14 protein-coding genes and 1 pseudogene are annotated in these 12,312 nt (G+C 57.7%); all 15 read left to right on the top strand.

All coding sequences use genetic code 11. The features are described from left to right. Window positions 1-236 precede the first annotated feature (236 nt). The 15 genes and pseudogenes from umuC (at window position 237) to AB5975_03225 (ending at window position 12,304) form a co-directional block, all read left to right on the top strand. Window positions 237-1,404 (top strand): annotated as a pseudogene (umuC, locus tag AB5975_03155) (translesion error-prone DNA polymerase V subunit UmuC). Window positions 1,405-1,537: 133 nt separating this feature from the next. Continuing rightward, the gene (locus AB5975_03160; protein ID XDR20950.1) at window positions 1,538-2,644 is read left to right on the top strand and encodes an SEC-C domain-containing protein; all 1,107 of its coding nucleotides are present in this window, start codon (window positions 1,538-1,540) and stop codon (window positions 2,642-2,644) included. Between the two features lie 263 nt (window positions 2,645-2,907). Then, the gene (locus AB5975_03165; GenBank protein ID XDR20951.1) at window positions 2,908-3,603 is read left to right on the top strand and encodes a methyl-accepting chemotaxis protein; all 696 of its coding nucleotides are present in this window, start codon (window positions 2,908-2,910) and stop codon (window positions 3,601-3,603) included. A gap of 10 nt (window positions 3,604-3,613) precedes the next feature. Further along, on the top strand, window positions 3,614-4,372 hold the full coding sequence (locus AB5975_03170; protein ID XDR20952.1) for a TIGR03759 family integrating conjugative element protein: 759 nt from the start codon (window positions 3,614-3,616) through the stop codon (window positions 4,370-4,372). Beyond that, window positions 4,357-4,917 (top strand): lytic transglycosylase domain-containing protein, encoded by a 561-nt coding sequence (locus AB5975_03175; GenBank protein ID XDR20953.1) that lies wholly within the window; start codon window positions 4,357-4,359, stop codon window positions 4,915-4,917. The genes AB5975_03170 and AB5975_03175 overlap by 16 nt, the downstream gene beginning before the upstream one ends. Continuing rightward, window positions 4,914-5,444 carry an integrating conjugative element protein gene (locus tag AB5975_03180; GenBank protein ID XDR20954.1) on the top strand — a complete coding sequence of 177 codons (531 nt, stop codon included), beginning with the start codon at window positions 4,914-4,916 and terminating at the stop codon, window positions 5,442-5,444. Before AB5975_03175 ends, AB5975_03180 begins: the two co-directional genes overlap by 4 nt. A gap of 83 nt (window positions 5,445-5,527) precedes the next feature. Next, the gene (locus tag AB5975_03185; GenBank protein XDR20955.1) at window positions 5,528-5,698 is read left to right on the top strand and encodes a hypothetical protein; all 171 of its coding nucleotides are present in this window, start codon (window positions 5,528-5,530) and stop codon (window positions 5,696-5,698) included. A 1-nt stretch (window position 5,699) separates the two neighbouring features. Further along, on the top strand, window positions 5,700-7,916 hold the full coding sequence (gene traD, locus AB5975_03190; protein XDR20956.1) for a type IV conjugative transfer system coupling protein TraD: 2,217 nt from the start codon (window positions 5,700-5,702) through the stop codon (window positions 7,914-7,916). A gap of 10 nt (window positions 7,917-7,926) precedes the next feature. After that, a complete protein-coding gene (locus AB5975_03195; protein XDR20957.1) occupies window positions 7,927-8,676 on the top strand; it encodes a TIGR03747 family integrating conjugative element membrane protein in 750 nt (249 codons plus the stop codon). Between the two features lie 11 nt (window positions 8,677-8,687). After that, the gene (locus tag AB5975_03200) at window positions 8,688-10,157 is read left to right on the top strand and encodes a UvrD-helicase domain-containing protein (GenBank protein ID XDR20958.1); all 1,470 of its coding nucleotides are present in this window, start codon (window positions 8,688-8,690) and stop codon (window positions 10,155-10,157) included. A gap of 18 nt (window positions 10,158-10,175) precedes the next feature. Beyond that, the gene (locus AB5975_03205; GenBank protein ID XDR20959.1) at window positions 10,176-10,484 is read left to right on the top strand and encodes a hypothetical protein; all 309 of its coding nucleotides are present in this window, start codon (window positions 10,176-10,178) and stop codon (window positions 10,482-10,484) included. Between the two features lie 503 nt (window positions 10,485-10,987). Next, window positions 10,988-11,305 (top strand): RAQPRD family integrative conjugative element protein, encoded by a 318-nt coding sequence (locus AB5975_03210; GenBank protein ID XDR22907.1) that lies wholly within the window; start codon window positions 10,988-10,990, stop codon window positions 11,303-11,305. Continuing rightward, window positions 11,302-11,541 (top strand): TIGR03758 family integrating conjugative element protein, encoded by a 240-nt coding sequence (locus AB5975_03215; protein ID XDR20960.1) that lies wholly within the window; start codon window positions 11,302-11,304, stop codon window positions 11,539-11,541. The genes AB5975_03210 and AB5975_03215 overlap by 4 nt, the downstream gene beginning before the upstream one ends. A gap of 66 nt (window positions 11,542-11,607) precedes the next feature. After that, window positions 11,608-11,907, top strand: coding sequence for a TIGR03745 family integrating conjugative element membrane protein (locus tag AB5975_03220; protein ID XDR22908.1), 300 nt, complete (start codon window positions 11,608-11,610; stop codon window positions 11,905-11,907). Window positions 11,908-11,920: 13 nt separating this feature from the next. Next, window positions 11,921-12,304, top strand: a complete 384-nt coding sequence (locus AB5975_03225; GenBank protein ID XDR20961.1) for a TIGR03750 family conjugal transfer protein — start codon at window positions 11,921-11,923, stop codon at window positions 12,302-12,304. The last annotated feature ends 8 nt before the right edge of the window (window positions 12,305-12,312 follow it).

Below are 12,312 nucleotides of genomic sequence, written 5' to 3' on the forward strand. Positions count from 1 at the left end.
GTACAGTCATGCTGGTGTTCCTGTAGCTCAAGGGGTATGCGGAGCCAAAAGTATACAGTGAAGCTATCGTCGATTGCGATCCGCCGCCCTGCTTTGCGAAGCCACGTCTGAAATAGGCTTAGTCGAGGAGTATCGCCATCAGGAACGAAGGAAAATAATCAAAAAAATGTTAGGGAGTTAATTTGCTTATAAATCAATATCTTACACTCAACTAACTGTTAGGGTCATTCAGATATAACGACGGCTGTGTAATCGCCAGGTCATACGACGCCAAGCCGTACGTGAAGATGGGCGAGCCCTATTTCCAGGCCAAGGAGAAGTTGCGGCGGCATGGCATCGTGGCATTTTCGTCCAACTATGCGCTGTATGGCGACATGAGCGAGCGGGTTATGTCGCTGATCGAATCGATGGTGCCTGCGGCCGAGGTCTACTCGATCGATAAAATGCTTCGCTGATCTCACTGGCGTGCAGGGGAGTCTGACCCAATTCGGCCGGGAGGTACGCGCCAAGGTGCTGCGCTGCACTGGCATCCCTGTCGGTGTGGGGATCGCCCGAACCAAGACTCTGGCGAAGCTCGCCAACCACACCGCGAAGCGGCTGCAGGCGCATACGGGTGGGGTGGTCGACATCACTGATGATTTCAAGCGCGACTGGGTACTGCGCAACACTGAGGTGAAAGAGGTCTGGGGCATTGGCCGGCGGATGACGGCACACCTCGAGGCGATGGGCATCTGCAGGGCCATGGACCTAGCGAAGGCAGATCCGCGGATGCTGCGTGACAAGTTCAGCGTGGTGGTGGAAAAGACAGCGCGCGAGCTCGCCGGCACGCCGTGCCTCGAACTGGATGAGGCTGATCCGCCGAAGAAGGAGATCTGCTGCAGCCGGATGTTCGGTAAGAAAATGACCGAACTGACACCAATCAAGCAGGCGGTAGCGACCTATGCAGCGCGAGCAGCCGAAAAGCTGCGCGCCCAGGGATCGGTGTGCAAGCGCATGCGAGTGTCGATCCGCACAGGCATGTTCAATCCCAACGAACTGCATTTGGCGAAAGGGGCGCTGGTTGAACTGCCTTACCCCACGAGCGACACTCTATTGCTCACGCGGGCAGCGACTGAGGCTGTGGAGAAGGTCTACCAGGACGGGTACCGCTACAGCAAAGCCGAGGTGCTGCTGCTCGATCTACGGCAACCAGGTGAATTCACTGACGATCTGTTCGCGTCAACGCAGCCAGTTGCCTGCGATCGCCTGATGTCGGTTATGGATGGCATAAACCTTCGGTACGGCAAAGGCACACTGAGGTCTGCCAACGTCCCCCGAAGCCCAGAGTGGGGTATGCGTCGAGAGCTCTTGAGCCAGTCGTTCACAACAAGGTTGGATGAGCTGTGGCGGGTTTACTGTAAGTGAATAACTAGTTAAGGTCTGGGAGAGCACACGCGCATACTTAATTGGCATTGCCAACTGGATAAATTAGCATCCAGTGTATATGCTCTCAAAAAATTCATCACCAACACGGCATACTAGATCAATAAGGAATTCCATGAAACTTCCAGGGCGAAATGAACGTTGCTGGTGCAAATCTGGGAAGAAGTTTAAACACTGCCACCTAGACATTGATCGCCAACCACCTGTAGCAGCACACACTGTCTTGCAAACCCTTGGCTCTTTCAAGAAAAATAAAAAATGTAGCGTACCGCAATCATTGCAGCACGAGTGCTCAGGCGGGATAATAAATGCCCACACCGTCTCAAAAAGCTCATCTCTGAAGGCGATAGCTAGAAACGGGCACGTATTAAAAATATCGATAGAACTAAAAGTTAATATCCCGCCAAAAATAAAATTGAGCGAGGTGGGTATAAATAGCGCCTCGACTTTTACAGGCTTCTGTGCCAGCCATGATAAAAAATTATTCTCAACAATCGAAGACCAACCGTTCAAGCCTGTACCATCACACTGCTTCCTGATTATGTACAGAGGCATTTCCAGAGAGATCTTCAGCAAAGAGTACGCCTCAAAAACCTTTGATTTCATGAGGATCCTAGACAGGGGAAAGAGCCTGGCTGAACAGGTCGTAATCCAGAATGCATCAGCCTTACTCGGGAATAATAACTCCTTAACAACAAGCGACCTAAAACACATAAAATCAAAGCTAGACACTATGTTAGTCACGGGCGACTACAGCGACTTAAACTACGCCGTATTCACACTTGAATCCCCACCACCGATAATGGGAAGTGCTATAGTTGGCCCGACATTCGACTTTGATGGATATGAAGCCCAGAAGATAACAAGCATTCCTGGCGACATGCCGGACTACATGACCATTAATTCATTCGCTAGTGACGGCAAAGGCTTCATTGTTTTATCCTGGCTTTCAGAACACTCTTTGACCTGCAACAAACTGATAAGACAATTCTTGGACAAGAAACTAACAGCCGACAGCCTGGCGGCCTTTATGGTGTTACTAATAGAGAACTTCTACATTTCACCAAGCTGGTGGGAATCACTGGATAACGGCACACAAGCCCTGATAAAAAATATGTACTCGCAAGGTGTAGAAACCCACACCGATGGCAACTCGATAAACATCGACCGCCCACTGCACTTCCCTGCAATAATAAATGTATCAATGAACCCCACGCTTTAGATCCAGCCATCATAAACTGAGCAGATGGAACCCGCGGCTGCCAGGACTTTGAAGGATCGGCGTATTCCATGATGCTCATTGTGAGCGCACGAGGGCGGCAGAGGGCGCTGGACTGTACGAGGGGCTTTTCAGTCCCGGCGCTCGCCAACAGAGGGTTTGCCCTTCGACATCGATCGAGAAATTCCACGCCGGCGGGCTAAGTATTTTCTGCTGAATCAGGATCATGGTTGCGCGAGGGTGTACTCGGCTTCGAGAGGACACCCATGAAACTGCCGATCCGAAAACACCTGCCCCTTGCTATGGGCCTGCTCATCCTGGGCGCCATCATCGCGTTCCAGCAGTACCAGCTGTCGACTCTGTCTCGCGCCGTGAATGGAGCAGCAGAAAAAGTCTCGATCGATGCACTCCAGAACAGGGTGAGCGCGATCGACGATCGGCTCGACAATGTGTCAGGCAAACCCCTGGTCACGATGGAAGACTTCCGTATAAGCCAGCAAGCGCTCTCGAGCCGGATCGATGCTGTGCAGGCCACAGCATCGCAGGCCCACGAGGCTGCAGCTGAAGCCACTCGCTCTTCCGCGACTGCGGGCGATCTCCTAGTACTGAAAGCCGACCTTGAGTCGCTCGACGGCAAACTGCAGAAAATGAGCAAGCCTCAGGCTCAGGCGACTGCACCAGCCCCCAAAACCTCCTCCAAACCGAAGGCGAAGCCCGCACCGGTTAAAGCCCCACCAATCCCGCAAGATCCTCCGCCCTTTCAGATGGTCGGCCTCGAATACCGAGGCGGAGAGCGTTTCCTGTCTGTTGCCCCCACTGGTAGCACGCGGCTGAGCCAGATCTACCTGATTCGGCCTGGCGAAGTGGTCAGCGGCAGCAACTGGCGCCTCAGGGCTGTAGATGAACGGACCGCAACCTTCGACGCCGGCGGAACAACCCGAACCCTGAGCATCCAGCCATGAGTAAAGCACCATGAATCTACCGATCGTTCGAGCCATCGCCTGCGCCTGCGCGTTTACCGCAATTGGCATTGAGGCCGCGCCGCTTCCTTCCGCCGCTGGAGGGGCCGCCTCCAGTGTTCAACAGCTCACCAGCGAAAGCACCCTGTCCCAGAACAAGCTCGATGATAGAGCCGCGCAGGAGTGGGGACTGACCCCCAAGGAGTACGAACGATATCAAGAGGTAATGCAGGGACCCCGGGGGGTGTATTCGCCAGGGCTTGACCCTCTCACCGCGCTGGGAATCGAGGCCCGATCAGAGAGCGAACGACGCCGGTTCGCCGAGCTGCAGGTCCAAGCAGAGCGCCAACGAGTCGATCGGGAGCTCGCCTACCAGCGAGCCTACGACGAGGCGTACCAGCGCATGTTCCCAGGCATCAAAGCCATTGAGATTTCGACCACCCCTTCGGGCCAGGCCGGATCCGGGAGCGGCCCAGCTCTGGAGGGCAACGGGCGCATGGCACTCTTCGTCAAAGACGACTGCCTACCCTGTATCAACCAGGTCAAACGGCTGCAGGCGTCACAGACGCCGTTTGATCTGTATTTCGTCGGCAGCCAGCAAGACGATGAAAGGATCCGCCGCTGGGCAATTCTCGCGGGTATTGACCCGTCCAGCGTTAAAAGCCGTCTGATCACACTGAATCATGACCAGGGCCGCTGGGTTCGCCTCGGGCTCGGTGGCTCGCTGCCAGCCGCCGTAACACAGGTGAATGGATCATGGCGTCGTCAGTGAGCGGGTGGCGGCTCTACGTTCTGTCGGTGGTTCTGCTCGCCGGCAACGCATGGGGTGTAGAAGATCCGCCAGCAGCTTACAAGGCGATCGGCATCAGACACGGGGTCCCGCCCGTTGTGCTCTATTCGGTGGCACTGCAGGAAAGCGGGACGCGATTGCGCGGGCAGCTTGTGCCGTGGCCCTGGACGTTGAATGTTGCCGGAACCGGCTACCGCTTCGCCACACGAGCAGACGCTTGCCAAGCTCTGATGATAGCGATTGTTAAGGCTGGACCCGCTCGAGTCGACGTGGGGCTGGGACAAACAAATATTCGCTTCAACGGGCATCGCTACCGCTATCCCTGCGAAGGCCTGGATCCATACAAGAACCTGGCGGTGACCGCTCAGATCCTGGCTGAACAAAAGGCTAAGGGTGGAACCTGGATCGATGCTGCGGGGCGGTATCACCGCCCTGCCGGGGGGGCGCCGGCCGCGAAGTACCGTAGCTATTTCACGAAACATCTTAGCCGGGTCACCGGCATCAAATTCGAGGTAGTGACCCCATGACATATCCCCACGCCCGGCGATCACACGCCGTGCAGGCCCTGGCCCTCGCGATCGTGAGCAGCCTGGCTCTGCCCTGCAATGCTGATCAGCAAGCGGTGCTCACCGTGGTGGAGGACCGTGGCGGCTCATCCGCACTGTCCTACTACCAAGACATTGATCCCGAGCCTACGCACACCACCCCAGTTGTGACTGGCGTCCGGGCGGGCGGGGCATTTCCGGTGTCGACTCCAGAACTGAGCCCCGGCCCAGTACATGGACGAGTGATCAACGCAGCAGGTCTGCAGCCGATGTTCATCGTTGGGGATGATCCAACGTCGCAGGCCTGGCTCAAGCAGAAGCTGTCGGCACTTCAAGGCCTGCAGGCAGTAGGCCTTGCTGTGAATGTCAGCAACGCTGCACGACTGCAAGAGATCCGCCGCTGGGCACCTGGGTTGCAGGTGATGCCTGTACCTGCCAGCGATATTGCTGGTCGCCTGGGGCTGCAGCACTACCCGGTGCTGATCACAGCTACAACCCTTCAGCAGTGAGAACCGGGATGCGCCCAACACGACTATCGCCAGTGTTCACACTGATCATCAGCCATCCCCTACACCGGCCCGGCCGGGAGCAAATGATTGAGCAGGTTCGCCATGTGAGCGAGCTGTACGGTGCTCGCTTGACAGGAATCTCCGAGCTCAACGAACACGCATTCGCCCAGCGCCTGGCCGAACGGCTGACACCGGACCAGGTTGAGCAAGCGCGTGCGGAAGTCGACGCCATGACATACACCGCGAGGACCTGAGATGGCGACATACACCCTTGAATCTCTGCTCCGGCCGCCGGTAGAGCTTTTCACTACTGCGGTCTGCTATGTGGCAGCTTCGCTTTGCATTTGCGCGCCCTGGGCTTTTGCGCTGACCCCACTATTTGGAATTGTCGCCGCGCTGGGTTTTATCTACCTGGGCACCATTCGGCTGCTGCAGGCGCGGAGGGTCCTAAGGTATCAGGCGAACCTCAGGCGACTTCCCCACTACACCATGACCAGCGCTGAAATGCCGATCAGCAACGAGCGCCTGTTCATCGGACGCGGGTTCCGGTGGACTCAGAAGCACACACAGCGCCTGGCCGACACCTACCTCCCTCAGTTCGCGGCATACGTCGAACCGACGAACCTTTATGAACGGGCGCGCTGGCTGGAGGAACGCCTAGAGTTCGCCCCCTTCCCACTGAAACTGATCACAAAACTCACTGGTTGGGATTCCAACTGGAACCCCGCTCGGCCTCTCCCACCAGTGGGTGGCCTGCCCAGATTGCACGGGATCGAACCAGATGAGCAGAATGTCAGTCTCCCTCTGGGTGAGCGCGTGGGCCACACACTGGTCCTGGGCACCACACGGGTAGGCAAGACTCGCCTGGCGGAAGTGTTCATCACCCAGGACATTCGCCGAACGCATCGCCGCGGGCCGCGAGTCCGCATGGGGCGACGGAGCCAAACCTCCCATCGATGGAGCCGGCGCCGGCGAGTAGAGGAACAGGCCGACCACGAGGTCGTGATCGTTTTCGATCCGAAGGGCGATGCCGACCTGCTCAAGCGCATGTACGTCGAGTGCAAGCGCGCCGGGCGCCTCGACGAGTTCTACGTGTTTCATCTGGGATGGCCGGATATCTCCGCTCGCTACAACGCCATCGGCCGCTTCGGCCGAATCAGCGAGGTGGCCACTCGCATCGCTGGTCAGCTCTCCGGCGAGGGTAACTCTGCAGCATTTCGGGAGTTCGCTTGGCGGTTCGTCAATATCATCGCCCAGTCGCTTGTCGCGCTCGGCCGTCGCCCTGACTACGAGCAGATCCGCCGGCACGTCATCAATATCGACGAGCTGTTCATTGAGTACGCACAGAAGTACTTCGCTGAACATGATCCGAAGGCCTGGCAAACCATTGTCGAGCTTGAAGGCAAGATCGATCGCAAGAACCTGTCTTTCGCCATGAAAGACCGCCCGCTGCGCGTGGTGGCCATCGACATGTACCTGACCCAGAAGCGCATCAACGATTCGGTTATGGATGGCCTGCGCAGCGCTGTCCGCTACGACAAGACCTATTTCGACAAGATCGTCGCATCGTTGCTGCCACTCCTGGAAAAGCTCACCACTGGGCGTATCGCTGAACTGCTTGCCCCCGACTACCTGGACCTCGCCGATGAGCGTCCCATCTTCGACTGGATGCAAGTGATCCGAAAACGCGCCGTGGTATATGTTGGCCTCGATGCACTATCCGACACCGAAGTCAGTGCGGCCGTGGGCAACTCGATGTTCAGTGACTTGGTCTCTGTTGCAGGCCACATTTACAAGCACGGCATCGACGACGGCCTGCCGGGGCATATGGCTGGGGGCAAGGTACGCATCAACCTCCACGCTGACGAGTTCAACGAGCTCATCGGGGACGAATTCATCCCGATGGTGAATAAGGCCGGTGGTGCCGGCATCCAGGTCACCGCCTACACCCAGACGATGAGTGACATCGAAGCGAAGATCGGCTCGAAGGCGAAAGCCGGCCAGGTGATCGGTAACTTCAACAACCTATTCATGTTGCGTGTTCGAGAAACCGCGACCGCTGAGCTGCTGACCAACCAGCTACCAAAAGTGCAGATCTACAACAGCACGCCGGCGAGCAGCGCGAACGACTCGGTCAACGGCAAAACCGCGTTCACCTCAAGCTCGCACGACCAGGTGCAGCTGGCGAGTGTGCCGATGATTGAGCCGGCCCACGTGGTGGGACTGCCGAAGGGACAGGCCTTCGCGCTCATCGAAGGTGGGAATCTGTGGAAAATCCGCATGCCGCTCCCCGCGAACGACCCAGATGAGGTCATGCCCGGCAACCTGCAGGAGCTGGCCGCCGGCATGCGGCGATCGGCAGCGTCCTCGAACGATTGGTGGGAAGCCCCTGGCTATCAAGAGCTGAAATCAGCTTTGCCCGAAGACCTGGTTGAAGATTTCCGCCAGGTGGCCACCGATGATGCAGCTTGAGGTGTAGCCAATGGCAGATGACGTATCAAAGAAGGCCGAACAGCAGCAAGAGCGACAGGAATCGCTGTTCAGCAAGATCTTCTGGTTCCCGATTACCTTCATCGGCGTAATGTTCAGCTCGCTGTTCCTCGCCATCGTGGTCGACTGGGTATGCCTGTACTTCTTCTGGCCAGAGGCCGGGTGGCGGCACGGTCAGCAAATGCTGGTCAGCGAGGTCGGCTGGTTGTCCAAGGGGCTGGTCCATAGCGCTGTCGTCCAAGAACCCGGGCGCACCGCGACCTGGCTGGTCACTGAAGCTTACGACTGGCTGGTCGTGAAGACCGGGATGCTTAGCTGGGTCCAGAGCATGGAGTCGATCGCTCAAGCCGGTCCCCGTAACGAGCTGGACATGCGCTATTGGGCCGCGCAGAGCGTCACAACGGTACAGAACTATGCCCTGGCTGCCCTCTTTACCGTCCTGGTGTTTTGCGTCCGCCTGGTCGTGCTGCTGATGACGGTACCGCTTTTTGCCATGGCTGCACTCACAGGCCTGGTCGACGGGCTGGTGCGGCGAGACCTCCGTAAATTTGGTGCCGGCCGAGAGTCCAGCTACCTGTACCACAAGGCCCGGGCAACGATGTTGCCGTTGGCCATTTTCCCCTGGACTTTCTACTTGGCGCTCCCGATCAGCATCAGCCCACTGCTGGTACTACTCCCCTGCGCTGCCTTACTCGGGGTGTCCGTGAGCATTACGGCCGCGAGCTTCAAGAAGTATTTGTGAGGAAGAGAACGATGCAATGGACACACGAGCAGTCGCCAATCATCCAGTCGGAAGCCCCGAAACTCCTTATCCAGGCCGGCGCTGGCAGTGGCAAGACCACAACGCTGGTGGGCTACGCGCAACACCACACCCGTCTGCGGATTCTCTATCTCTGTTACAACAAGTCGGTCGAGATCGCCGCGCGTGGCCGATTTCCGCGCAACGTGGTGAACAAAACTGCGCACGGCCTGGCCTACGCCGTCTATGGCACACAGTTCAGCCATAAGCAGACCAACAACTTGCGACTGACCGATATCGCCCGAGCGCTTGATACGCAGGACTGGGAGCTGGTCAGGGACGTGCTAACCACCCTCAACAACTATATGGCCAGCGCCGACGACCTGATCGAGCGCTGCCACTTTCCACGGTTCCGTGACCGCCCGATGCTTACCTCCGCCCAGGAGCGCTACCTGAACCAGGCGCTGGTAGCAGCGATGAGCATCTGGAAGCGCATGACTGACCTGCAGGACACAGCGGTGCAGATCACGCATGACGGATACCTGAAGCTGTACCAGTTGAGCAAACCCGACCTGAGCCAGCGCTTCGACTGTGTCCTGCTCGATGAGGGACAGGACGTAAACCCCGTCATCGCTGACATTGTGCGCATTCAGCGTATTCGCAAGGTGGCCGTGGGTGATCGTCATCAGCAGATCTATCGCTTTCGAGGGGCGGAAGACGCTCTAAATGCCAGCTGGATGGCCGGGGCGGAGAAGCACTACCTGACCCAGAGCTTCAGATTTGGGCCTGCAGTCGCCCATGTCGCCAACATCATCCTGTCCTACAAGGGAGAAACCAGGAAGCTGCAGGGACTGGGCGAGAAGACATTGGTGAAGAAGGCGTTGCCGGCCGGGCTGCCGCACAGGACATACATTCATCGGACCGTTATCGGGGTGATTGAAAACGCACTGTGCCTGGTCACCGAGAAGCCCAAAATCTACTGGGTTGGCGGCATTGACAGCTATTCAGTACGCGACCTCGAGGATCTGTTCTATTTCAGTCGCCAACAGCGCGATCTGGTCCAGAACAAAAAGCTGCTCCGTGACTACCGAGACTATGGCCAGTACGTGGAAATCGCCGAGGTTAGCCAGGACAGCGAGATGATCCGGTCCATCAAGATCATCAACATGTATCCGGATCTGCCTCAGCGAATCTTGGCCCTGCGCTCATGCACCGTGGACCAAGAGCTGGATGCAACTATCACCCTCACCTCTGCCCACAAGTCGAAAGGCCTGGAGTGGGACTTCGTCGGGCTCTTCGACGACTTCACGTCGGACCCGCTCTCACCTGACATCGATCCAGGTCGACGAGATGATGAGTTGAACCTCCTGTACGTTGCCGTCACCCGGGCGATGAAGATCCTCGCCATCAACAGTCTGGTGCTGTCCATCATGGAACGCTACGTGGACGCTCTCGCCCCAGGAGCGCGTCAAGCGCGCGGCTGATTAAATAAAGGAGTCACTATGAGCAAGAAATTCGAACACCGCGCTGACTATGTCGCTATTCCATTCAAAAACGCGACTAGCGGCGCTTGGATATTTAAGAGCACAGAACAGACGCTTGAGCCCGATGTTGCGTCTCTTTTGGCAGAAGAGGAGCAACTGCAGAAGAAGATGCTCGAGCTCGGAGCCCAAGGCTGGGAACTCGTCAGCACCCAGCCAGTGTGCCGGGGCGAGATCAAAGTGGGCAATCAAAATGCCCAGGCCTGGTCCTACGGGTTCCCAATGCCGGTCGGATATCTGCTCTTTTTCAAGCGCGAGTCAGTAGCCTGACCAATCAGGCGCTTTAGGCTTCATGATCATGCCCTGGAAGGAGGGCCAACATGGCGTTGGCCCTCCTGACCATCTCGACCAGCTCCACTGAGCTCACCTCTCGTCGGTGCTGAAGCATCTCGGCGGCCAAAACCGCTTTGTCGTAGCAACCTTCATCTCGGAAACGGGCACCCAGAAAGTCCGATACCCAAGCTTCAAACACCGGCGAGTTGGTGGTTTTCCGCGGCATAAGACTCCCCCACAGATCAGTTTTTCCCGTATGCCTACTCCTTGGCTTAACTTCGGCTCATTGTAATCGGTCTGGGCCGTTCAATCGCCCTACCAAAGTGGATCAATCCACTTCACCAAAGCGTGACCGGCTTAGAGAAAAAATTCTACGGACCTCAGATAAGTATTTCTTGAGGCGCCCCTCCACCTGGTCTCGGCATTCTGACGCCCACAGTCAGTTGCCCCAGAGCCCAGCCGTGAACAAGCCATCCCTCCTCCTTGTATCTCCTCGCCGAATCCTGCTTGGCGCGCTGATCAGCGTCAGCGGCGGCTTTTCACTAATACCGAGCGCTCAGGCGGCCGGTGCATCAGAACAGGCCAACATCGAGGTGATGATCCGGCAGCTGAACGCGCTGGAGGACTCGGCGCGGCGCAGCGCCACGATCGCCAGCGAACCTGGCCAGCGCTACTACTTCGACTATGAACGTCTGGCTGGCGACATCCAGCGCGTTCGCCAGGGCCTGCAAGAATACCTGACCCCAAGTCGCGCACAGCCGCGAGATCCGGCAGAGCTGGCTGGGAAATACACCCTCACCGGCGGGCGGATGCCATGAGCATGAGCGGCACTCAAGTCGCAGCTTTCAACGCTGCAAGCGGGGTCACCCCCCAGGCCAGCACCGTGCTGTTCGTAGGCACCGTCATCGCACTGTCGACCCTGTGGGGTGCCTGGGCGCTGTACAGCATCTACCGGGGCTGGGCGACTCAGAACATCGACAGAAACATTGCAGCCGCGTCGACCGTCAAGGTCATCGTCCTGCTGCTGATCCTCGCCACACTCGTTCTCAGCTAGCCAAGGAGCTAACCGATGTCTATCCGCACCATCACCAAGTCACTCACCGGCGCCGCCGCATTGATTATGGGCCTGCACCCAATCATTGCCGCTGCCGCATTACCAGGAGCACAAGCCCCAACACGCGGCGAGGGAACCAGCTGGCTGCAAACCATCCAGAACTACGGTTACGACGGTTTCATGCTGATCGGTCTCTTCCTGCTCGGAGCCATGATGGTGGGGGTCGCCTCCCATGCCTACGGCGTTTACCACGATATCCATGAGGGCAAGAAAAAGTGGCGAGACCTGGGGCTCACCGCTGTGGTCGGGATCTGCCTGATCGGCGTCGGCATCTTCATGGTCACCAAAGCTACTGGCGTCCTCTAACTGGTGATGCGATATGGCTGAGACCACTTACCTGAAGGATGGAACGCTCGATTTCCTTCCCCACAACCTTAATAGGCAGCCCATCGTCATGGGAGGTCTCACTGCGGATGAAATGTGGGGAACGGTCGGTGCTTGTGGAGGGGCCGGCGTGATTCTGGGCATCCCCGTGTCGTTCTTGTTCGGCAACCCAGCTCTCTTCATCGCTTGCGCTCTTGTAGGTGGAGCTCTGGGCTTGACCGTGGCAAGCCGGATCCTCCGGAAGATGAAACGCGGCCGCCCGGATACATGGTTTTACCGCCAGCTCCAGTTCTACAAGGCTCAACACCTCCCCTTCCTCGGTGGCCCCCAGTTGGTCATCCGGAAGGGAGCGTGGACATGCCGTCGTACAGGAAAGTAGGAATCTTC

This window comes from Pseudomonas putida (assembly GCA_041071465.1).
GTDB classification, from domain to species: Bacteria; Pseudomonadota; Gammaproteobacteria; order Pseudomonadales; family Pseudomonadaceae; genus Aquipseudomonas; species Aquipseudomonas putida_P.